Annotated in this window: 14 protein-coding genes; 11 read left to right on the top strand and 3 right to left on the bottom strand. The window is 46.2% G+C overall.

The genetic code is table 11. The features are described from left to right. Nucleotides 1-448: 448 nt before the first annotated feature. Nucleotides 449-6,565: a hybrid sensor histidine kinase/response regulator gene (locus tag H6F73_RS13075; protein WP_190759154.1), complete on the bottom strand. Its 6,117-nt coding sequence runs from the start codon at nt 6,563-6,565 to the stop codon at nt 449-451. A gap of 507 nt (nt 6,566-7,072) precedes the next feature. On the opposite strand from H6F73_RS13075, the gene H6F73_RS13070 reads away from it, so the two are divergent. Both H6F73_RS13070 and menB read left to right on the top strand, forming a co-directional pair. Further along, the gene (locus tag H6F73_RS13070) at nt 7,073-8,881 is read left to right on the top strand and encodes a M3 family metallopeptidase (RefSeq protein WP_242072435.1); all 1,809 of its coding nucleotides are present in this window, start codon (nt 7,073-7,075) and stop codon (nt 8,879-8,881) included. Between the two features lie 379 nt (nt 8,882-9,260). Further along, complete coding sequence (gene menB, locus H6F73_RS13065) at nt 9,261-10,094, top strand: 1,4-dihydroxy-2-naphthoyl-CoA synthase (RefSeq protein WP_190759152.1); 834 nt, start codon at nt 9,261-9,263, stop codon at nt 10,092-10,094. A 261-nt stretch (nt 10,095-10,355) separates the two neighbouring features. On the opposite strand, the gene H6F73_RS13060 is transcribed toward menB, so the two are convergent. Beyond that, a complete protein-coding gene (locus H6F73_RS13060) occupies nt 10,356-10,667 on the bottom strand; it encodes a hypothetical protein (RefSeq protein ID WP_190759151.1) in 312 nt (103 codons plus the stop codon). A 447-nt stretch (nt 10,668-11,114) separates the two neighbouring features. Then, on the bottom strand, nt 11,115-11,672 hold the full coding sequence (locus H6F73_RS13055; RefSeq protein ID WP_190759150.1) for a DUF721 domain-containing protein: 558 nt from the start codon (nt 11,670-11,672) through the stop codon (nt 11,115-11,117). 495 nt (nt 11,673-12,167) lie between these two features. Between H6F73_RS13055 and H6F73_RS13050 the strand changes: the two genes are divergently transcribed. The 9 genes from H6F73_RS13050 to H6F73_RS13010 all read left to right on the top strand — a co-directional run bounded on the left by H6F73_RS13050 (nt 12,168) and on the right by H6F73_RS13010 (nt 24,321). After that, the gene (locus H6F73_RS13050; RefSeq protein WP_190759149.1) at nt 12,168-13,571 is read left to right on the top strand and encodes a hypothetical protein; all 1,404 of its coding nucleotides are present in this window, start codon (nt 12,168-12,170) and stop codon (nt 13,569-13,571) included. 384 nt (nt 13,572-13,955) lie between these two features. After that, nucleotides 13,956-14,660, top strand: coding sequence for a PspA/IM30 family protein (locus H6F73_RS13045; protein WP_190759148.1), 705 nt, complete (start codon nt 13,956-13,958; stop codon nt 14,658-14,660). 377 nt (nt 14,661-15,037) lie between these two features. Further along, nucleotides 15,038-15,808 carry a PspA/IM30 family protein gene (locus H6F73_RS13040; RefSeq protein WP_147682906.1) on the top strand — a complete coding sequence of 257 codons (771 nt, stop codon included), beginning with the start codon at nt 15,038-15,040 and terminating at the stop codon, nt 15,806-15,808. A gap of 342 nt (nt 15,809-16,150) precedes the next feature. Beyond that, nucleotides 16,151-16,474 (top strand): thioredoxin family protein, encoded by a 324-nt coding sequence (locus H6F73_RS13035; protein ID WP_190666829.1) that lies wholly within the window; start codon nt 16,151-16,153, stop codon nt 16,472-16,474. Between the two features lie 85 nt (nt 16,475-16,559). Then, the gene (locus H6F73_RS13030) at nt 16,560-17,729 is read left to right on the top strand and encodes an LL-diaminopimelate aminotransferase (protein ID WP_190759643.1); all 1,170 of its coding nucleotides are present in this window, start codon (nt 16,560-16,562) and stop codon (nt 17,727-17,729) included. Nucleotides 17,730-18,124: 395 nt separating this feature from the next. Next, nucleotides 18,125-18,994: an NF038130 family PEP-CTERM protein gene (locus H6F73_RS13025; RefSeq protein ID WP_190759147.1), complete on the top strand. Its 870-nt coding sequence runs from the start codon at nt 18,125-18,127 to the stop codon at nt 18,992-18,994. Between the two features lie 858 nt (nt 18,995-19,852). Continuing rightward, entirely contained in the window at nt 19,853-21,202 is a 1,350-nt protein-coding gene (locus tag H6F73_RS13020; RefSeq protein WP_190759146.1) for a CmpA/NrtA family ABC transporter substrate-binding protein, read from the top strand. 123 nt (nt 21,203-21,325) lie between these two features. Continuing rightward, complete coding sequence (gene ntrB, locus H6F73_RS13015; RefSeq protein WP_190759145.1) at nt 21,326-22,174, top strand: nitrate ABC transporter permease; 849 nt, start codon at nt 21,326-21,328, stop codon at nt 22,172-22,174. A gap of 146 nt (nt 22,175-22,320) precedes the next feature. Further along, nucleotides 22,321-24,321 carry a nitrate ABC transporter ATP-binding protein gene (locus H6F73_RS13010; protein WP_190759144.1) on the top strand — a complete coding sequence of 667 codons (2,001 nt, stop codon included), beginning with the start codon at nt 22,321-22,323 and terminating at the stop codon, nt 24,319-24,321. Nucleotides 24,322-24,408: the final 87 nt, after the last annotated feature.

Genomic DNA, 24,408 nt, shown 5'->3' with positions numbered 1-24,408 from the left:
GAAAAGGGTATAAGATGGGTTCGCCGGCTAAGCTAGAAGTGGAGCAGACGGATTTTAAAGCCCAATCGAGTGAGTGTATTATTCAGAATGCCCGAATTTATCAAAAAACCTTGCCGCTTCAATAAAATTAAAATTAGACCCTGTTAAAGTTACGTTTATTAAATAAATGTAAAAAAATGCAACTATACGAACTTGCTCCCACCAGCCGGCTTTAGGATTTTCCAGTAATACCAGATGCCGGGACAGCGAGCAGAGCGGGTATCTTGATGCAAGCACTCACTTTCTTTTAGACTGCTCAGATTGCTCCCGCCTAGTGCAAGAAGTGAGACAGAAAAATTACTAGACGTGCCATTAATAACAGGCAAAGATCTATCACACTATTAGAAATTCTCAATTACTGGAAGTGCAAGCAAGCATTAACCTAATGTCTTTTTTAGGATTTTTAATGCTAATTTGCCACTGCATTCCCCTGTATTTTGTTTAAAAATTCTCGAATTTCTTTTAGCTTAAAACCTTTTGCTAACTGCTGCAATTCTGTGGCAAAGGGGATGTATTGAGTATCCAATTCTTTCAGTCTGGTTGCTTGATCTTGAATGCCTCTGAGGTCACCCATCATCACTAAGTCCCACAAAATTGCAATTTCTTCTGCCGGCGGAATGACCATTGAGCCTTCATTGTTGAGTCCTGAATCCTGCACATTTTCTGCTTTTTTGGGTTTTTCATCTGGGGTTTCTTCATAAACCCATTCCAGCTTTAAGTGTCGTTGTAGTTTTTCTAAAAGCTCCTCTGAGCGTATCGGCTTGAGGAGAAAATCATCACAGCCGGCATCCCAACTTTTCTGTTGCTCAAAATCAAAAACGCTGGCTGAAGTGGCAATTACTATGATCTTGGCTAATTCCGGAGACTTGCGAATGCGCCTGGTTGCTTCAAAGCCATCCATCACCGGCATCACTAAGTCTGTCAAAATCAAATCGGGTTGAAATTGCATTGTTTTCTCCAAACATTCATGCCCGTTTGTTGCTTCAGCAATTTCAAATCCTAAAGGCTGAAGCAAGCCAGCCAGAATCGAGCGATTTTCCCACTTGTCATCGACCACGAGAAGTTTTCGCTTATCTCCTTTAAACCCAATAATTGTTTGCTCATCAAATCTTAAGTGATTCTCCATTTTCGAGACTTTCTGTAAATCCAAATCGAAGAAGAAAATGCTGCCTTTTCCCGCACAACTTTGAACTTGAATTTCGCCGCCCATCATCTCGACTAATTGCCGGCTAATTGCTAATCCCAATCCTGTTCCTTCTGCCTTACGATTGTGTTCGCCCACTTGGTGGAAGGGTAAAAATATCTCTTCTAACTGTTCAGGCGACATTCCAACGCCGGTGTCTTCGACTTGAAAGCGAATTTTGACGGGTAAAGATTGGGAATTAGAATTTGAGGAATGAGGCAATTCTTCTCCTGCCGGCATGACGCCTACTTTAAAGGTTATTCCGCCAACTTCGGTAAACTTAACAGCGTTGCCTAATAAGTTAATTAAAACTTGCCGCAACCGTTTCTCATCCGCCCGAATGCCGGTGGGCAGTTGAGTCAACGGTTCATAAATCAGCGAGATTCCTTTTTGTTCTGCCCGCAGCCGGCAAATTTCAACAATTCCTTCTAGAAATTCTGGAAACCGAAACTCTTTGGCGCTGATCTCCATTTTCTGGGCTTCAATTTTGGAAAGGTCTAAAATATCATTAATGACATTTAATAGGTGATCCCCACATTGGTAAATAATATTGACCGAATGCTGATAGGATTCACTTAATTTTTTGTCTCGTTTAAGGATTTGAGCATATCCCAAAATTCCATTCAGGGGAGTTCGCAGTTCATGGCTCATGTTTGCGAGAAACTCGCTTTTCGCACGGCTGGCAGATTGAGCGGCTCTTTCGGCTTTTTGCAGGTAAATATTTTTTTCTTGTAACTCCTGGGTTCGCTCCTGAACTTTAGCTTCCAGGGTTGCATTAACGGCTTCTAAAGTTGCATTAGCTGCTTCTAAATCGGTATAAAGACGGGCGTTCTCAATGGAAATTGCTGCTTGAACCGATAAGAGTTTTAACACTTCCAATCGCTCTTTTGTAAATGCTCCTGTTGTTAAATTATTTTCTAAGTAAAGAATGCCACTGAGTTTTCCTTGATGGATAAGCGGCGTGCATAACACGGATTTAGGCTGGTTTTTAATAATATAAGCGTCTTTTGTAAATGTGCCCTCCGCACTTGCATTGTTGAGAACGACATTTTCTACTGTTCGGGCTACATAGTTAATGATAGAAGTTGGGAGCGTCTCGTTACTTGACACCGGCATTGCTTGCAGTACCGTGACATCTTCGCTTTCGACGGTTCCTTGCGCTTCAATAACTAACTTGCCGGCTTTCTCTACAATAAAGCAGCCGGTTTGTGCGCCGGCATTTTCGATTAAAATTTTCATTAACTTGTCGAGCAAATTGCATAGCACGATTTCCTCAGCAATAGCCTGCGATGCTTTCATCACCGCTCCTAAGTCCAGCATTTTTGAAATGGCTGAGCCGGTGGAAGTGCTCGTTCCCTGGCTTGTCTGTTTTATGGACTCACCGGCTTTTTGATTCTTTTTATGCTGCAAGACAGCACTTAATAATTCTGGGTAACGTTTTTCTAAATGTTCAACTTTAGCGGTTGCTCCCCAACGCATATAGGCGTAATAAGCATTCGTCATGTAGGTTTTCGCAATCGTTTCTTTCTCCCATGACAAATAGAATTTGGCAGCCAGTTCGTGAGCGAGTGCTTCTTCGTTGATGTACTCGTTTTCTTTAGCAAGGGCAATCGCCTTGTCGTACATTTCTATTGCCCCGACCTTTTCACCAAGAACTCGATGTCTCTCTGCCTCCACTAGATAAAATTTATGAAGAAAGTTCATCGGAGCATGATGCGCCCATTTCTGCATCTTTTCTTGATTACTGTGTACCCGCTCAAGAATCTCCTGTTGTTGCGACTTCGTCGCCGCTTCGCTAACAGACTGTGAACTCTCAGGACACACAGCTAGCCTTACTAGAGAATCGTAAAAATAGAAAATAACAACCGTTAGCTGCCCTGCAGATGATCCAAAAGAACTTTCTATTTGAGGGATATTTTTCAAAGCTTCTGGGTAATCTTCAACCACATAACAAAGCACAAGTTTGTTTAAGTATGAGTAATGAAGTGCAAGTTGGTTATTAGTTTGCTGATGTAGCGGCAGCATTTTCTCTTCGTCGTAGGCTTCTCCCTTTAACTGGGATGGGTTTTGGTTCCTTCCCATCATATTTAAGACGGCTTGCCAACAAATTTTTGTATTATTAAGTGCTGTTTCTTGGCCGATTTTATGAAGGGCATCTGTATAAGTTGCTATGTCTTGTTCGAGTTGCGTTAGTTGCTTGCCGGCAAAAAACGAGTAATGACTCCACACCATGATGGCATAGCCAGCATATTCTAAATCTCCGGTTTCCAGCCCGGTAGAGAAAACGGACAGGAAAGGTTCTAAAGTATTCTTGAGGTGTTCTTTCCAATGTTGAACGGCAGCATACACCAAGTGACACGTCTTAGCTTCAATTTCTTTGGCATTTAACTTTGACACGAGACGTAAAGCTAATTGACCGAACTCATAGCCCCGTTCAATATCTCCTACGACCCCACAAAGAAGAAGACTATATACGGCATATCCAAAGGGAGATACAGAAGCATTGCCATATTGAACGGATAAATCGACCTGTTTACACACTGTTAAAGGCACCATTGAGGGCCTCCCAGAATAGCAAGGAGAAAATATACTTGACAGAATTCTAATAGCTGCTAATTGATGAGGATCGCTCATCTCAGGAAGATTGATTAAGTCCTCAATTTGCGTTCCGCTCAAAATTGCCGCAGTTTCCCCCAGCGCCTGCCCAATATCAGATGGGTTTGGCTCAGCAGGAAACTCTACCCCCAACTGCTTTAAGACTTGCAGCCCCGTATTCAGCGCTTCTTGTAATTTTTCCTGCGCCATATAAGCTTGCATCTGGACTTCGTACACCTTCACTTTGTCCAGGAGGGATGTAGATTGTTGCAACACTACATTAGTCAATCTTTGCATTCCCTCAAAATCGCCATTCAGATATGCCGCTTCTGCTGCTTCTTGATGCAGCGCTAATGTTAGTTCATACTGGCTGCTCCAGCTATTTTCTGCTAACAGTCCTAAACTTACTTGCAAATATTTGACGGCAGACTCATGAGCTGTCGCTGCTTTAGCTTTCTGGCCGGCTATGAGATTGAGTGCCGCCAGCTCATATTTTTCTGATTCAGAAGTGAGTAAATCAGTCCCGTAATTCAGTTGATTAACTAAAGCAAAAATATTCTCTTTTCGGTCTTCAGGCGTTGTCGAGTGCAGTAGTAATTGACCAATTTTTAAGTGAGTTTGCTTTTTCTCTTTATCGGGAATTAGAGAATAACACGCCTGCTGCACTCGGTCGTGTAAAAACTTGTAGTCAACTCTGACATCAGTTAAAGCAATCCCACCAAATTCTTCCTGAGTTAATACTAGCGGAATTTTGTATTCATTCCCCAAGGGCAAAATCAAACCGGCCTGAAGTGCCGGCCACAATTGAGCCGCCGTGACTAAGGAAGAGGTCTCATTCACAACGCTCAAGACTTCTAAGTTAAAGGTGTTACCAATACAAGCTGCTAGTTTTAAAACTTTCTGCGTATCTTCTGGCAGTTTGCGAATATTTCGGGCAATCAGTTCGACAACGTTATAATCGGTGATGCCAATGGCTTGAATTTGCTCAAGATTCCACTGCCAAGTCCCAGAATATAAGTCATAGACTAGCAAATCTTCCTGATAAAGCGTTTTCAGTAGTTGACTTAAAAAGAAAGGATTGCCCTGAGTTTTGTTAAAAAGTAGCTCAGATAGCGCCTTTGAGCGAACAGATTCATTTAAAGTCTCGGCAATTAATTCTTCGACATGAATCCGTTGTAAGGGTTCTAGTACAATATTATTAACCGTCGCACCGGCAGCTTGAATCTTCTCAATCGTTAGAATCGTTGGATGCGTTGGATAAACTTCGTTATCTCGATAAGCACCCATCAATAATAAATACTTGCTATCTGTATCAGTAATCAGCAATTCAATCAATTTTAATGAAGCTGAATCCGCCCATTGTAAGTCATCTAAAAAGACAACGAGGGGGTGTTCTTGGGTTGTAAATACGCTAATAAATTGTTTAAACACCCGACTGAAACGGTTTTGGAATTCTGTTGCCCCCAATTCTGGCACCTGCGGCTGTTTGCCAACAATTAATTCTATTTCCGGTATCACATCAATGATGACTTGCCCGTTCACTCCTAAAGCTGATAAGAGTTTTTCTTTCCAAGTTTGGATTTGTGCTTCACTTTCAGTTAAGAGTTGCTGAATTAAAGACTGGAAGGCTTGAATTAGGGAAGCATAAGGAATATTTCGTTTAAATTGGTCAAATTTGCCGGCAATAAAATAACCCCGTTGCCGCACGATGGGTTTGTGAACTTCATTGACTAAAACTGTTTTGCCAATGCCGGAATAACCGGAAACGAGCATTAATTCAGTTGTGCCACCGGCTACCCGATCAAATGTTTCCAAAAGTCTGGAAACTTCTGCTTCTCTTCCATAGAGCTTTTGGGGAATTAGCAATTGGCCGGCTTTATCCGCACTGCCGGCGATGAAATCAGAAATTGTGCCGGTTGTTTGCAGCTTCATCAAACAAGTTTCTAGGTCAAATTTTAGACCTTCTGCACTTTGATACCGATCTTCAGCCATTTTTGCTAATAACTTCATCACAATCGATGAAATGGCCTCTGGAATTTCTGGATTTAAATGATGAGGCGGCACCGGCACTTTGGCAATGTGGCAGTGAACGAATTCCAAAGGCTCAGTTGCCGAAAAAGGCAATTCACCCGTCAGCATTTTATAAAAGGTGACACCCAACGAATAAAAATCAGTCCGATAGTCTAATGACCGATTCATTCTGCCGGTTTGCTCTGGTGACATATAGGCGAGAGTGCCTTCTAACAAGTTCGGGTTACTAATCGTTTGGTTTTCTCTTTCCAGACGAGAAGCAATACTAAAATCAATGATTCTAACTTCTGCTGTTTCTGAACTAATCAGAATATTATGAGGCTTAATATCCTTATGAATAATATGATTCTTATGGAAGTTTCCCAGAATTTTACTTAACTGACAAGCAATGTTTAAAAAATCGATAACTTTAAGCTTTTTTTGCTCCGCCAAGAAATCATTTAAAGACTGTGCCACAAAATGCTCAAAAATCAAGGCCAATCCATTTTGATAATTCTGTAATTCTAATGCTTTAACGATTCCCTCAATTTGCAAATTTTTTAGAATGTTATATTCATGCCTTAAGCGAGTAATTTCTTCGATAGTTGGATATTCATTTTTGAGAGTTTTAACAATTACTGAAGTGTTTTCTGCTTCTTTGACCCCGCTATAAATAACAGTTTTATAGCTTTCATAGATAGTTTTGTTTAGTATGTATCCGGCGAGAGTTATGCTCATTTTAATTAAGGACAGTTTTATGAATTGAGGCGCTAATTTCCTGAAGGCACGTGCAAATACGAAGGCTCAAGGCTTCAGTTTAGACATTAGCCTGAATGTAAGTGCGAATTCCCTCCTATAGATTGTAAAGCCTAATCAGATCCGTGGAATTAGCTGTAATATTTATAGTTGCTCAAAGTAGACGAAAATTTTATATTCTAAGATAAATTAAAAATTATAGAAGATAAAAATCATTTTATTAAATAAAGATAAAAGATGCAATGCAGCGAACTCTTCCACGAATGGGGTAAGATTGTTAAACGTCGTAACCAAAAATAAAAGGTCAAAGTTCGTTAGGCTTGTTAGCGGTTCTTGCTTCGATTCTGGGCGAGCGTGCAGCCGGCACTATAAGAACTGAGCGAATCTCCTAGACTAAAGATAGAACAACCACAGAAGATGCAGAGGACTCAAAAATTCCCTCATGGCGCTGTTGGTGTCTTGGCGGTTCATCTAAAAAGGAGTTCAACCTTGGTTCAACTATCCGCTATCAACCAGGTGGAAAGTCCCCAAGAATGGGACTTATCAGACCTTTATCAAGGCTTCGACGATCCTCAACTGGCGCAAGATTTGCAAGCGTTGCAGCAGAGTGCGGCACAGTTCCGGGAACACTATCGCGGCAAAGTTGCCGAACTTAAACCGGAGGCAGTGGCAAGCTGTCTGCAACAGCTGGAAACCATCGCAGAAAAATCCGGTTATGTCTACGCCTTCCCCTCCCTCGTTTTCTCTGCGGATACCCGCAACACTGAGGCGAAGCAATTTCTCGACAAAGTGATGGAAGCGCTGACGATTGTTGAGAACCAGCTGCTATTTTTTGATTTGGAACTGCAAAAGCTGGATGCTGAGAAGTTTGCCGAATTGCAAGCCTCACCGGCACTGCAAACCTATAGCCACTACCTAGATCGTATTGCCGAATTACGCCCTCACAAGCTGTCTGAGGAAGTTGAGCAAACTCGCAACCAAGACAGCCTCACGGGACGGCAAGCGTTTGTCCAGTTGCGTTCCGTACACTTGGGTGAACGAGAATACGAGCCGGTGACAACACCAGAAGGCAAAACTGTTACGGAAGAAGCCGAACTCAGTGCGCTGCTGTTTCACCCAGATGCCGACGTGCGCTATGACGCTTACCTGTCAGTACGGGACGTGATGCACGAGCATAACTCGCTGTATGGCTTCATTCTCAACACCGTCGCTCAAGATCACCGGATTGAAAGCCAGATGCGGGGATACACCGGCACGTTGCACAAGCAATTGTTAGCCGATGAAGTATCTGAGCCGGTTTTCCGCGCCATTATGGAAGGCACCGGCAGCCGGTTTGACTTATTCCAGCGTTACTATCAGCTCAAAAGCAAAGCCTTGGGCCAAAAAATTCGCATCTGCGATATTTACGCGCCTTGGACATCTGGCGATCAGCCAACGCCGCCGGTGAAATACAAAGCCGGTGTAGAAACCCTTCTCACCGCTTTAGAAAAATTTGATGTTAATTACGCCCGTCGTGCGGAAGAATTTTTCATCAAAAACTGGGTAGATGCGAAAGTGCGTCCAGGCAAACGCGGCGGTGCCTTTTGTTCCTACACCCACGGCAAGCACAGTTATCTGATGCTTTCCTACACAGATGACTACAATTCCCTGTTTACTTTAGCCCACGAAATGGGGCACGGATTGCACTTTGCCTGGATAGGCGATCGGCAATCTTATTTCAACAGTAACCCCCCAATGGTGCTGGCAGAAATTGCTTCCACCTTTAATGAACTGCTGTTGCTCGATCACTTGCTTAAAACTGCTGCAAATGACAAAGTTCTCACCAAATCTTTGCTCACGCGGCAGTTGGAAGATCAGTTAAACCTGCTATTCCGCCAAAGCACCATCAGCCGGCTGGAATTAGCCATTCACGAACGAGCTGCCGAGGGCAGTTTTGATCGTAAATGGGTTAACGGGCAGTGGATGGAACTGTATCGCAAACTCTGTGGCGATGCCGTGGAATTGCTGCCAGAACATCAATATGATTGGGCGCGGATCGGTCACATTTTCTTTAAACCGTTCTACTGCTACCAATACACGGCCTCTAATATTGTCAGCTTAGCCTGCTATCAAAAATACCTGCAAACCGGCAAAGATTTTATCCCCGGTTACATGGAATTACTCGCTGCCGGTGGCAGTATGAATCAGGTAGAAGCCTTACGCCGGTATGTAGATGTAGACATAGAAAATCCAGAGACGATCCGAGGCGCTTTAGGGTATGTAGAAAGTCTCTTAAACCAACTACAAGCAACCCTTTAAAACCCGTAAACTTTTAAGGGCAACTCCCAAGGTTGTCCTTAAAAATTGAACAAAAAAATACATTCCACATCATCTGCATATACCTGCCGGCACGCTGCGCTATCATCTGTGTTTATCTGTGTGCATCTGTCGTTAAAAAAATCCCCCTCATCTGCTATACCTAACGGCACGCTGCGCTATCATCTGTATTCATCTGCATATACCTAACAGCACGCTGCGCTATCATCTGCGTTTATCTGCGTTTATCTGCGGTTAAAAAAAATCCCCCTCATTCCCGGCAAGTAAGGGATATTGGCAAAAACCGGCTGCAGCCAATCTATCGCGCCGGCTCAAGACACTGCGTTAAAATTCTCAAGCCAAAGTAACGCAGTCATTTTCTATGCAAATCAACTGGCAAACCGCCAAAACTTACGAAGACATTCTTTACCACAAAACCGACGGCATCGCTAAAATTACCATCAACCGGCCTCACAAACGCAATGCCTTCCGCCCGAAAACAGTCTTTGAACTCTACGATGCCTTTTGCGATGCGCGTGAGGACACCGGCATTGGCGTCGTACTCTTCACCGGCGCAGGCCCTCACACCGATGGCAAATACGCATTTTGCTCTGGCGGCGATCAAAGTGTTCGCGGGAGTGCCGGCTACGTTGATGATGCCGGCATCCCCCGTCTGAATGTGCTGGACTTACAGCGCCTAATTCGTTCCATGCCGAAAGTGATCATTGCCCTCGTTGCCGGCTACGCCATCGGTGGGGGTCACGTTTTGCACCTAATCTGTGACTTGACAATTGCCGCAGATAATGCTGTATTCGGACAAACCGGCCCAAAAGTTGGCAGCTTTGACGGAGGTTTTGGGGCTAGCTATTTGGCTAGAATTGTGGGCCAAAAAAAGGCACGGGAAATCTGGTTTCTCTGCCGGCAGTACAGCGCACAGCAAGCGCTAGAAATGGGTTTAGTCAATTGTGTCGTGCCGGTGGAAGAGTTGGAAGCAGAAGGCATAAAATGGGCCAATGAAATTTTAGAGAAAAGCCCCATTGCGATTCGCTGCCTCAAAGCCGCCTTTAACGCCGACTGCGACGGACAAGCCGGTCTTCAAGAACTTGCCGGTAACGCCACCTTACTTTATTACATGACCGAAGAAGGTGCTGAGGGCAAACAAGCCTTTCTCGAAAAACGCCCTCCCGATTTTCGCCAATACCCCTGGCTGCCATAATTCTAGAGTGCCAAAAGTTAAGGTTTTTTCATAAAAAATCGCACCGGGTTTTAGTGCCGGTGCGATTGAAATGAGAATTTTTACTCAATTTTTCTTTAGACTCGAATTTTGCCTTGCTTTAAAGTAAGTCCAACCCTTACAAAACCTGCAATTTTAGGTCAAATTTTTCTATGTCGAGTCATTCCGTAGATGCATCTCCAGCGTCTTGACTTGTTTTTGGCCAATACCGGCCAGCAAGCTTCATTAATAAAATATTTTCAGTTACACTAAAACCGCCGAGGTCAACCTTGACGGGGTCACGTTGTTTTCCTGAGTGCAAGCATCTGCCTGAGAACAAGCTAATGAACCCTCTAAGGAAATCGGTTCCTGAACACTAAGCATTTCTTCATGCCAAAGTCTGAGTTCTTCCACTGCTTCCCAAGAAGGAGCAAAAGGTGGAAGCGCCAACGAGCAAGCTGTCCAGCCGCCTCGCACCGGCACATCCAACTGTTGGCAATGACCACCGCGTCTTCCTACTGGCTGGTAAAAGCGGCAGTGGCGGCAGGCGGAAGCAGGGCAATTGGGGGTTTTCATAAAGTTCTCGTTGGAGATGCGAATGATCTTCTTATTTATTTGTAATCGATCGCTCTCAACGTTGTTTAGCCTGCAACCCTCGATCCTGTATAGATTTAAGCGATCCCCGCGCTGTTTCTCCTCTTAATCTTTTTTTTAGGTTTGGTTTAAAAACCGATACATATAACTTTAAAAATAGAAGCGCTCTTTGTTTTGCAATAGACCAATTTAGGACAAAACCCAACGGGGATCAAGTAAAACACTAAACACCTGACAAGGGCACTACACAAATATCATTAACTAACAATATCTCGAAGGAAGAAATTATACTCTGAATTTACCCTTCGTAAGGAGTAAAAAATTACAATTTTTAAACGTTGTGAAAGGCCACAGCCAGAAACCCTTTAAAAGAATGGCTCTGGTCGGTTACAGGCCGGCAAGCTGGCCCTAGCAAACCCAGGCTTCACCTCACCAACCCTTCGTCGCACACAAGGCACAAATCCCCCAGCGCTGAAGCTCTCCCGGTGGCGCAGGACACTGACACTGCTCGCAAAGCGGTAAAGATTGCGTCCGCGCCTGTATGCCCTCAGCCCATTGCTGAAAAGCCGCCTTTGGCTCCTTAACAGCCGGCTTCGGCTCAATTTTATCGCCGGCTGGCGTATCAAGTACCCGGCTGGGATGCTCTCGCCACAACACGGTTTGCTCTTGGGTTGCCGGCTCAGCCATGAGCGGTTTGTGCCACTGAGCCGTTGAAAACCGAATATCAACCAGAGGTGCCGGTAAACGCAAATTTAACTTGGCCAAAATCTGCCGACGCTGAAACATGAGCTGTTGTGCCCAAACCGCACTCGATGTTGCTACTTTTAGCACCCCGCGATCCACAGCAAGCGGTCGAGTTTGAGCCATCACCGCTGCACCGACCACTTCGGGCCAACAGCGCAGCAAACTTTGAAATTCCTGTGATTGCTGCAACCCCCCGTGATTTTCTAGAGAGCCTATCACCTGATTGAGAGTGTTAAAAGCCATCGCGCCCCTCTCAAATTTTTTAAACGCCCGGTTATCAGCAAAGCTCCTCAGCGATGCCTCCCTTTATATTCTGATGGCTCTGTGACTTATCTAGGTAGCCGGGTTGGCAACCTGAAAGCCGGTAGCAGTTAAACCCCTCAAAAAAGCCGCAAAAATGATCAAACCCATTGCCGGCAAAAATCTTGAAGGGAGATTTAAAATAAATCATTGATGAATCGGCACGGATCACTGTTCGGCAATGGCTAAACATCTGCACCAAAAGACACAACCCACCCAAACAGCAAACGCCATCAAAAATTCTCCCCCTCAGCCATTGACTTTAACCCTGGTCAGTCAGAACAATCCGGGGGCAAAAACCGGCTCTGGTGTAAGATATCAAGTTAAGCTTTTAAATCGGTACAAACAGAACTGCCCGAAACAGGTCGCCCGCACCTGAGGGATAAACCACTTCACTACATGATGCGCGATCGAAACAGCCGGTAGGAGCCGCAAGCAATGAGCAAAAGTCCCGACCTTGTCTCAGCCACACCCGCCTCGCCAACCCATTCATTGAAGCCGGCCTTAAAAGCGGCTCTCGGCAGTTTGGATGTGCAGCTAGAGGAAGAATTAACCCGATACCGACGCCAGCGACGCCGGGAACAAACACCCGCTTCTAACCGGGCAATTGGCCAAAGCCAAAGCCGAGATCCCCTAGATTTAATTTACGTGACAGCCACCGGCGGCAGAACCCAGCCGGATGCAGGCTCATCGGCAGAAATGCCGCCCCCCTCGGTGTCCATTGACCCACCGGCTCCAACCTGGCAAAAAGAGGAGCTATCACTGCCCCAGATATCGATCCCAGCCTCAGCGGCAGAGCTGGCCATCGCCTCTAAATCGCTAGAAGCCTCTCCAACCGCCAACGGCGAACCCAGCCCCACCACAGAAATTGCTGCCGGTGAAAGTTTACCCTCTCCCAACCAAAGTGAAGTTCCAAACGACTATTTGGAGTCCTCAGAAGAACTGCTTAAAAGTCTTGGCGAAGTAGCAACCAAAAGAAAACAAACAGAACGGAACGCCGCAGACAGCCTACTTAGCCCCTTGGGCATCGGGTCAATGTTGCTGTTTTTAATGGCCAGCGCGATCTTCGGCTACGTGGCCACCAATCCGTCCGGTTTGAAACACCTCTCACCGAGCCGGCTTTTTAACCAGCAAACGCCCAACACCGCCCAAAATTCAAACAATACAACCGTCACCACCGGCGGTGCGGCGGAAGCAAGCCTGCCAACCTCCCCAAATTTAGCCTCCGAGGAATTTGTGGAACTCGATTTGGGCACACTCAGTACAGTGAATCCCTCGCCCACGCCACTACTCGCCCCAGTCGTGCAACCTGCGGTACAACCGCCAACCGCCAGCGCCACACCCATTCCCCAGGTTACTGTCAAATCAGGCCCAGTGCCCACTCCCAGCCCAGCGGCGAAATCCAGAGGTTTGGGAAGTCTGACAGCGGCTTTATTGCCTCCGTCAAACAAACCGCAAGGGTCAAACAAACCAGCGGCTAAAGGACAGCCCCTGGCTCCCCCAGCCGCGCCGAAAGCACCGGCACCCACAGTAACGGTTGTAACACCCAGCCCAGCAGTAACCATCACAACAACCCCAGCAGCCACGCCCACGGCGACGCCAACAGCCGCCGCAACAGCAAACGCTGAATCTGTTACAGACGATTACTTCTATGTTGTCTTGGATTATGACGGCGAAGCCAGTCTGGAAAAAGCACGGCAAGTCGTCGCAGATGCCTACGCACGCGACTTTCCAGCCGGCTCTCAAATTCAGTTAGGGGCTTTTAATGATGCTGCGACTGCCCAAGTTTTGGTGCAGGAACTGCAACGGCAAGGACTAGCGGCCAAGGTTTACCGGCCTTAAGCGGGCCAATGAGAGCCGGCAAGATTCCGTAAAACTGCAAATCGGTTTTTCGCTTCTTGCCGGGATCAATACAAAGGCCGGTTTTTCAGCAAGTCTGCCGGCAGCGGCAAAGTCACAGGCTACAAAGCTTGAAATACGCTCGTAGCAGTTTTTTGGTAAGATTAACTCATTGGTGAATTCGCCATCACCATGCTATAAGCACCTTTTCTGAAAATGCAAAAACCTCAGTGGTTTGCATAATTGTGCGAGTAATACCCGCCATTCATCCTAGACAGTAAGACTGGGAAGGTCTGAAAAGAAGAGATTTATTCAAAAAGCTAGGAAGAATGCGGTCTGTGCTGCTCCTTCAACTGCCTGAAAATCCGGTACAAGGAAGAATCCGTTATGGGATTATTTGACCGTGTCATGCGGGTGATTCGCGCCAATATCAACAGTCTGGTTGGCAGCGCGGAAGATCCAGAAAAAATTCTGGAACAGACTGTAATCGATATGCAGGAGGATCTGATCCAACTGCGGCAAGCGGTAGCCCAGGCAATTGCCACCCAGAAACGCACAGAACGCCAGTGCAGCCAAGCTCAATCCACAGCAGATGAATGGTATCGCCGCGCCCAGCTAGCGCTGCAAAAAGGGGATGAGAATTTGGCCCGCGAAGCCCTGATGCGGCGGAAAACCTACCACGAAACAGCACAGGCAATGAAGGCGCAGATTGAACAGCAAAGTGGTGTTGTTAACCAGCTCAAGCAAAATATGCGGAGCCTGGAGAGCAAAATTGCCGAGGCTAAAACGAAAAAAGATTTGTACATTGCCCGCGCCCGCTCTGCCAAAGCTTCTGAAAAGTTGAACGAGATGATGGGACAGTTCAACACCGGCAGCGCCATGAGTGCCTTCGAGCGTATGGAAGAGAAAGTCATGCAACTCGAAGCTCGATCAGAAGCAATTGCACATCTCGGACACGATGACTTAGAAAACAAATTTGCCGCTTTGGAAGGGGGAGGCGGCGTTGATGCTGAACTAGCGGCGATGAAATCCCAAATCATTAAGGGTAGCGATCCAGCCAAATTGCCTCCCGGTGAGTCATCGAATCCGTAAACGATTTTTAATAAAGGTGAAAGAGATAAAAAGCTTCTAAACCGCACCGATGGCGTGCCGGCACCCTAAACGGGCCAGACTAACCGGGGAAGCAAGTTCTTTCACAAAGCAAAGTAGATGCCGGCTGAATACAAAGAAATTCCCTAAACTCTACCGATTAAAGCCTGAAGTTTTTACACTGAAGAAAGGAAGTCCTCTTTGGAATCTCTCACCAAGGCTGCGTGCCTCCCTGAAAATAGCAACTTAAACTAGATATTAAGTTGAGGGCAGCCGTCTCAGACTGAATCGATTGAGACGCTGGCCACCTAAATTAAACCCAACGGGCTGACACCAGAAGCCTGACATACCTCGTAAACCCCAAAAGGAAAGACGAAATCATGGGATTGTTTGATCGCATTAGCCGCGTCGTCCGGGCCAATATGAACGACATGGTCAGCAAGGCAGAAGATCCTGAAAAGGTTTTAGACCAGGCCATCATAGATATGCAGGAAGACCTGGTGCAGTTGCGTCAGGCCGTTGCCAGTTCGATTGCCACACAAAAACGCACCGAGCAACAGTACAATCAGGCTCAATCTCAAGCCAACACCTGGCAACAACGCGCCCAGCTGGCTTTGCAAAAAGGGGATGAAAATCTAGCCCGCGAAGCACTGGTTCGGAAAAAAAGCCACGCTGAAACAGCAGGAACGCTGAAAGCTCAGCTGGATACACAAGTAACTCAGGTGGATACGCTCAAGCGCAACCTGATTGCTTTGGAAAGTAAGATTTCTGAAGCCAAAACCAAGAAGAATATGCTCAAAGCGCGGGCGCAAGCTGCTAAGGCTAACGAACAGCTGCAAAACACGATTGGCAATTTGGGCACTAGCAGCGCAATGGGCGCTTTCGAGCGCATGGAAGAGAAGGTTTTGCAAATGGAAGCCCGATCTCAAGCTGCTGCTGAGCTGGGTGGTGCCGATTTAGAAAGTCAATTTGCCCTGCTTGAATCTGGAAGCAATGTTGACGACGAACTCGCAGCCATGAAAGCTTCCCTTAGCGGTGCTCCTCCTACCCAAGAAGCTCTACCCGCCTCTGGGCAAACGAGTGCCCCCAAAAACAATCAAGCTGTTGACGCTGAATTGGAAGAGCTGCGTTCGCAACTCAACGATATGTAAGTTTCACCGGCTCTTACTCGTTTCTCCAGCAACCCAGGTCTCGATAAACCGCTGTACGTCCACTCTCTTACCTGTTCCATTTCGAGCGAACGCAGAGGGGATGGATTAATTCAGGGAGTCTATCGGGGCCTGTTTGCTAAGTGCTGGCCGATACAATCTGGATGGGATAAGGTTTTAGGCTGGAGAAATTTGCGGACAAGCAAAGAATCATCAAACGGATACGATAATGTCAGTTCACCGGCTCGGTTGACTGTCGTGTTCACAGATTTGCCTTGAGGTCACAAAAAGCTTCACAATAATAAAACTGTAAAATTCTGTTGCAGATTGATTAACGGGAGTGCTATGAGCAGCCTCATTTCCATTAGCGATGCCGAGTTTGAAACCGAAGTCCTGCAATCCACAACACCCGTTTTAGTCTACTTTTGGGCGTCTTGGTGTGGCCCATGCCGGCTCGTGTCACCGTCCGTGGACTGGGCAGCCAACAACTACAGCGATCGCCTCAAGGTCGTGAAAATGGAAGTTGATCCCAATCCCGCCACCGTCAAGCAATATAAAGTGGAAGGAATTCCGGCTTTGAGATTGTTTAATGGGACAGAAGTGATTGAGTCCTATGAAGGAGCGATCAGCCAGCAAAAACTAGCCGGTCTGCTTGACGCTCATTTGTAAACATAGAGTTATGAGTCTTTTGTCGTTTGTCCTGCCAAGGCAGCCGCATCAATGACAAAAGACCAATAACAAAGGATATATGAATATGCAATTTGCGAAACGTTTAGATCCCCTCCGTGCTAATGTCTTTGCTGATATGGATCGGGCAAAGGCAAAGGCGAGGGCAGCCGGCCAAGATTTGATTGATTTATCTCTAGGATCTTCTGACTTACCTGCCGAAGATCGCGTCCTCGACACGATCGCCGCATCTTTGAAAGATCCCAGCACCCATCAGTATTTGCTATTTCACGGCACTCAAAAATTTCGCCACGCAGCCGCCAAATGGTACACGCAGAAATTTGGCGTGCCGGTTGATCCGGAAACGGAGGTGCTCTCCCTCATTGGATCTCAAGAAGGAACGGCGCATTTGCCTTTAGCGATTTTAAATCCGGGAGATTTTGCCCTGCTGCTCGATCCGGGCTATCCCTCCCATGTCGGCGGTGTTTACTTAGCCAGTGGGCAGATTTACCCGATGCAACTGCGGGCGGAAAATGGATTTTTGCCGGTGTTTGAGGACGTGCCAGGGCCGGTTTTAGCGCAGGCGCGGATGATGGTGCTCAGCTATCCCCACAACCCAACCGCCGCGATCGCTCCACTCTCGTTTTTTCAAGAAGCTGTAGCGTTTTGCCGGCAGCACAACCTTGTCTTGGTTCACGATTTCCCCTATGTAGACTTGGTGTTTGAAGGCTCAGCCCCACCCTCTATTTTGCAAGCTGACCCGGATAAAACGGTTTCTATAGAATTCTTCACCCTTTCTAAGTCATACAATTTAGGCGGTTTTCGCATCGGTTATGCCATCGGCAACCCCCAACTTATTCAAGCATTGCGACAGGTGAAAGCGGCGGTTGATTTTAACCAATATCTAGGAATTCTCAATGGTGCGATCGCTGCTTTAAGTGGCCCTCAAGATATTGTCAAGCAAACGGTAGAAACTTTCCGCCAGCGTCGGGATGCTTTTATCACCGCACTACACCGCATTGGCTGGTTTGTAGAAACCCCACCGGCAACCATGTATGTTTGGGCAAAACTGCCGGCACCTTGGGAAAATAATTCGATGGAATTTTGCACGCAGCTGGTAGAAACAACCGGCGTTGCAGCCTCTCCGGGTGCCGGTTTTGGGAAAGGCGGCGAAGGGTATGTTCGCTTTGCCTTAGTCCATGAACCGCCGATCCTGGAAGCAGCAGTGGAAAGAATCGCTAAGTTTGTCCGCTCGTAATCGTTCTTAACTAAAAAGACAGAAGCGTTGCAAATTTGCTAACAAACTTTGTATTTATGTATTTTTACGCAAAGTTTGATGAATGAAACACGCATTTGATTATGGGTCACGTTGAAAGGAACTATGATATCTACAGGGTGTGAGAGAGAAATAGCTCCCACTAAACGCGCTACAAACATCAGGGATTGCAAGCCCAAATCAGCGATAGGTTTGAGATAAAGTTTGGGTTAAGTTTTTCAACGCACAGTTTGCGGGATCATAATTTTATGTGAGTGCAATCACACCTAAACTCAAACATTAAACGCTCAAATGGAATAAAGCAGATATCCTATCTCTCACCAGTTAGGATGAACCGGCCTGACTATAGCCCAGAGAAATTTGAGGAGGCACCCAAGATGGCAGGAACTGTCAAAAAATTTATGCTCAGCACTTCGTTGGCGGCCGGCATGATTACGATCTCCGGCACCTCAGTGCTCGCCGCCAGCCTCACCAATGTAACCGTTGCCGGTAGTGATTACTCGCTCTATGATTCTAACGGGACAAGTACCTTTATACAACCCTCTGCAAAATTGTCAACTATCTTAGGTGGCAATAGCAGTTCTCCAGGGGGAAATGTCGAGTTATTTTCCAGTAGTGAAAGACTCAGTAATGGGGAATTCGCACAATATGCCGGTGTTAGCAGCCTCACCGGCACAATAGGGGGAAAAGACATTATCTTAAGCAGTCTCACCGCCGCTGACTGGGATAGCAAAGTTGGGGGCGTGACGCTGGCAAAGAGATGGTTCAATGAGGCTTTGAGTGCCAACGGTTTGGGTAGCTTGGTAGGAACACGGGAAGGGGGTACACTTTATAACTCTTTTATCGTGAATGGAGGCCGGCAACGGTTTAGTGACCCTAATATTTCTTATCTAAACCAAGATGACATCACCGGCGAGATTAAAATTGGGCTTGCGGGTCATTATGATGCCAAATCTCTACTATTAGGTGTGATTCCTGCTTCACTAGAGTCTTTGATTTCAAACACAACAGTGCAAGCCAGTGAAATTGTCAAAGTTACTTATAATGGCGAGACTCATTATCTGTATAACTTTAGGGCAACTAACTCAGGGCTGTTTGCGCTAGACGATGGTTTCTCGCATAACGGGAACTATGAATTGCTGTTGGCGGGGGTGCCTCCAGCTAGAGTGCCAGAACCTTGTGCAATATTGAGTCTAATCGGTTTGGGGGGCTTGCTGGCTACCAAACGCACGATGAAGAACGTTTGAGCAGATTTGGATTTGAAGTTGTAACGATTGCCTGGAAGCCGGGAATCGAGGATTTTGCTTATCTTGTGCAGCTGATGCTTCTGTGCTCGTTTTTTGAGTTAGCAGCCGGCAGGGTTTGGCGTCTTCATGCGCTATATAGGGAATTCAAGCTTAGAGGCAGCTCCTCATTGCGCCTTAAAAGATGTATCTGACCGAATTGAGAATTTATATAGATAAAACTCTATTGTTTTAATTGTCTCAACTAGGGGGATTTAAAGGGATTTTTTGGCCCAACAGAGCAACACAGTTTTGCATAGATAAATTCTTATGGTTTCAATAAGGCTCATAGGGTAGATTCAGGAAAATCCTTAAGACTAATTACTTATCGGGGATTTTGAATGGTTTCAATAGGTTGATCCCGGTAGATTAAAAAGCTTATTTTATAAGGGTTTGAGAGATCTATTAATTTACTTATGGATACAATTTAATATTTATTTTAGTTTTGCAGCTCCGAAGTCTATGCATTACGCGTTAAAGGCAGTAAGCTTACTTTTAATCGATGTTTCGCACGACGCGAACGCACCCCACCAAGGTGCTTAAAAGCGATTGACCGGCATTTAGCCAATAGTCAAGTGCGAAATATCAAACAATGACTTGCGCTGAATTCAGCGAATTCGCCTGATGAAGCGCCTGAGGTTTCTTACAAATGGTTGCTTAAATTCTGAAAATTTGGCTTAACTTTAATTTACTTAAGCAGGACTGACAGAAGTATCTAAGCAACCCATCGTCAAACCCGTGAAGTACGCTTTGTTAACTCACACAAAGTGACGATTTTCTTAACCTAATTTTAGGAAAAGAGAGCCGCCGCCAGGAGATTTTATGACCAATTTTTCTGCTCAATATTCTCGACGGAAATTTCTGATAACTGCTGGAGCATCTGCTGTTGGCTCTGTGTTTCTCAAAGGCTGTTTGGGAAACCCTCCTGAATCTATCTCTGAAGCCACTCGAACCCAAAAAGTAGAAGCACTTACTCTGCCGGCAGAACAAGTACCGGAAACAAAATCAGCAAATATCGGCTTTATCGGTCAAACTGATGCTGCGCCGCTGATTATTGCACAAGAGTTGGGCTTTTTTGCCAAGTATGGGGTGCCGGATATTAAGTTACAAAAGCAACCCTCTTGGGCGGTGGTTCGAGATAAGTTGGAACTCGATCCAGCCGGCGGTGGAATTGAGGCGGGTATGGTTCTCACGCCGATGCCTTACTTAATGGCATTAGGTGCTGTCACCAAAGGAAATAAAAAGATTCCTATGTACTTACCGTTGCGCCTGAACATTGACGGGCAAGGCATTACGGTGGCTGATAGCCTTAAGGGTACAGGTGTTAAACTCGATACTTCCGTATTGAAGCAGAGAGCTCAGGAAGCAAAAGCTGCCGGCAAACCGCTGCGGTTTGCCCACACCTTTAAAGGCGGCACCAGCGATATTATGCTGCGCTATTGGTTAGCTGCCGGTGGCATCGATCCAGAAAACGATGTTGTGATTCAAATTGTACCGGGCGCTCAACTTGTTTCAAATATGCAAACAGGTGACATTCAAGGCTTCTGTGTTGGAGAACCTTGGCACCTGAGAGCCATTAATCAAAAAGTTGGTTATACCGCTTTAATTACCGGCGAATTCTGGAAAGATCATCCAGAAAAAGCGCTCGCATTCCGCGCCGACTGGGTAGACAAACATCCCAAAACAACTAAAGCAATTCTCAAAGCGGTAATGGAAGCTCAGCAGTGGTGCGACAAAATGGAAAACCGCGAAGAAATGGCTCAGATTCTCTCAAGAGATGAGTATGCAAAAGTACCCGTAAAAGATATTATTGATCGGCTTAAAGGCAAGATAGACTACGGCGATGGTCGCCCAGTTGCGGAAAATAGCCCTCACGTTATGCGGTACTGGGAAAAGGGAACAGCTTCTTACCCTTACCAAAGTCACGATCTGTGGTTTTTAACAGAAAATATGCGTTGGGGAATGCTGCCGGCGGATACCGATAAAAACGCAATTATTAAGCAGGTAAACCGCGAGGATTTATGGCGGGAAGCGGCCAAGGAGATGGGCGTTGCTGCTGCTGAAATTCCTAAGAATCCATCGAAAGGCGTGGAGAAGTTCTTTGATGGTGTTGCCTTTAACCCCGCCGATCCAGTGGCTTATTTGAAGAATGTGAAGATTAAGAAGATTTAGAAACGTTAAAACTTAAGAATTAAGTTAATTTTTAAGTTCTAACTTCTGTAGTGAGTTTCTTGCATTCTCGGTTCCGTAGTTTTCAGTTAAGTCAAGTATTTCAACCAATCAGAGGAAAAGCAAATGGTAGTCAACTCCAGACGTAATAAAGCGAATCAGGCAAATCTGCTTGACAGTGCAGTTTCTTATTTAAAAAAGCAATCTCCTGATTTAATTCCGCCCCTTTTAGCCCTCGCAACGTTTCTAATTGTCTGGCAGTTATTTACGCTCAGTCCAGAGTCTACTTTGCCGGGTCCAATTAAAGTGTTTCAAGAAAGCTGGACAAAAATATTTTGGCCCTTTGCCTATCCTGACCGAGAAGGCACTGCGAAAGGCTTGTTTTGGCAAATCTGGGCTAGCCTACAACGGGTGGCAGTCGGCTACTCTTTGGCGGGGATTGTGGGAATAACAGTTGGCATTATCGTCGGAGTTAATGCCCTTCTCTTCAAAGCTTTAGACCCACTTTTCCAAATCCTTCGTACCATTCCCCCGCTTGCTTGGTTACCGATTGCCTTAGCAGCTATCAAACAATCAGAACCATCAGCGATTTTCGTAATTTTCATCACCTCACTCTGGCCAATTTTAATTAATACAGTTGTGGGCGTGCAGCAAATTCCGCAAGATTATAAAAACGTTGCTAGAGTCTTGCGTTTACCTCAGAAAAAGTATTTCTTCAAAATTGTTCTACCGGCTGCGGTTCCTTACATCTTCACAGGTCTAAGAATTGGCATTGGTTTAGCTTGGCTGGCAATTGTGGCCGCAGAAATGATTACCGGCGGTGTTGGAATTGGCTACTTCATGTTTGACGCCTATAACGTGGGCCGTACCAGTGACATTATCGTGGCGCTTGTTTATGTCGGAGTTGTGGGTTTAATTCTTGACAAAGCAATGGGTTTCATCGCCAGCAAAGTAGTTCCAGAAGAACGTAAATAAGTGACAAGGGAAGAGTGAAAATTATAATTTCACCCATTCCCAATGCCCATACCTTTAGGTTGGCGAAGCCTTGCCCCTACCTTTAGGTTGGCGCAGCCTTGCCCCATTCCCCATTCCCCATTCCCCATTCCCAATCTTTAAACACTATGTCTGTCTTTGTTGCTGTTGATCAACTTGAGAAAGTCTTTGACTTATCCGGCGGGGGCAAATACATCGCCCTGAAAGGAATCGACCTTCAAATTAGAAAAGGAGAATTTATCTCCTTAATCGGACACTCCGGCTGTGGCAAATCAACGCTTTTGAACACAATTGCCGGCCTGGATTTACCCACAGATGGGTTAGTGACTCTAGAATCCCAAAAAATCACCGGCCCTGGCCCAGATCGCATGGTGGTCTTTCAAAATTATTCACTGCTGCCTTGGTTAAATGTGCGTGAAAACATTGCCTTAGCGGTTGATGAAGTCTTCAGCCATCTTCCCAAAGCCGAGAAGCGCAGCATCGTTGAGCAACATATCGATATGGTAGGGCTGCGACCTCATGCTGACAAACAGCCGGCTATGCTATCGGGAGGTCAGAAACAGCGAGTGAGTATCGCCCGCGCCCTTGCAATTCGTCCAAAACTGCTGCTGCTAGATGAACCTTTCGGCGCTTTAGACGCACTCACACGCGGCAATTTGCAAGAGAAATTAATGCAAATTTGTGAGGAAAACCAAGTCACTGCGGTGATGGTGACTCACGATGTCGATGAAGCGGTGCTATTGTCTGACAGAATTGTGATGCTGACGAATGGCCCGGAATCAAAAATTGGTCAAATTCTAGAAGTAGATATTCCCCGCCCTCGCAAGCGCATGGAAGTTGTAGAACATCCCAGCTATTACAGCTTGCGGAGTGAAATGATCTACTTCCTCAATCAACAGAAACGTATTAAGAAACTTCGCGCTAGAAAAACGGCGGCAATCGCCCGTCATGGCTTGGAAAAAGTTAATTTAGAAATTGGCTTTCTTCCCCTAACTGCTTGCGCCCCCTTGGCAGTTGCAAAAGAAAAAGGTTTCTTTGCCAAACACGGTTTAGATGAAGTGACCTTGGTGCGAGAAACCAGTTGGCGGGGAATTAGCGATGGCATCACCGGCGGCTATTTAGATGCGGCTCAAATGCCTTCAGGAATGCCTCTGTGGTTAACCTTAGGAGGCCATGAAAACCGGCCTGTCCCCACCGTCAGTTCCCTCACCATGACGCGCAACGGGAACGGGATAACCTTGTGCAAGCGCTTCTACGACCAAGGAATTTATACCTTGGCAGACTTTAAAAAGATGCTGCAAGCGTCGCCGGCTCAACAGCACAGAATGGGCATCGTGCATCCCTCTTCCATGCACAATTTGCTATTGCGTTACTGGTTGGCTGCCGGTGGCATTGACCCCGATCTTGATGTCTCTCTAAAAAACCTGCCGCCGGCTCAAATGGTGGTGGATCTGCAAGCCGGCAGTATTGACGGTTTCTGTATGGGGGAACCTTGGAACCTCCGCGCCGCAATGGAAGGGGTTGGCTTTACCGTCGCTACAGATTTGGAAATTTGGCCTGGACATCCTGGCAAAGTGCTGGGCGTTCGGGAAGACTGGGCCAATGCCTATCCCAATACCCACATCGCTTTAGTTAAGGCGCTGCTGGAAGCTTGCAAATACTGTGCTGATGAAGCGAATGCCGAAGAGGTGCGCCAGATCGTCGCCGGACGTGATTATGTGAGTACGGATGTGGCTTATATCCAAATGGGTGACCCTAACTCCGCAACCTGTAGCTTAGATCAGCCAATGCGGGAATATGCCCATCACCTGTTTTTTGGGGATGGCGTGAACCGGCCTAGTCGCACAGAACATTTGTGGCACATGGTGCAAATGGCACGGTGGGGTGACGTTCCTTTCCCCCGGAACTGGTTGGAAATTCTAGAACGGGTATGCCGTGTGAGTGTATTTAGCACCGCAGCGCGAGAAATTGGCGTGCTGGATGTGAAATACAATCGCGGCTCAATCCAGCTATTTGATGGCACCACATTTAATACAGATGACCCGATTGGCTATCTCAACAGTCTGGAAATTAAACGTGATTTCAGCGTAGCCGAAGTGATCCTCGATTCACGCCCAACAGCCGCTTAATTAGGTTAGGTATAGGGGCAAATACTAGCGCTAAAGTTTCTGCTTAAACCGATAGGCTATTTACGCGAATGCTAGCGCTGACGCGCC

Source organism: Microcoleus sp. FACHB-68 (assembly GCF_014695715.1).
GTDB lineage: Bacteria > Cyanobacteriota > Cyanobacteriia > Cyanobacteriales > Oscillatoriaceae > FACHB-68.
The sequence above is the reverse complement of the archived record's forward strand: the minus strand, read 5'-3'. Positions and strand labels throughout refer to the sequence as shown.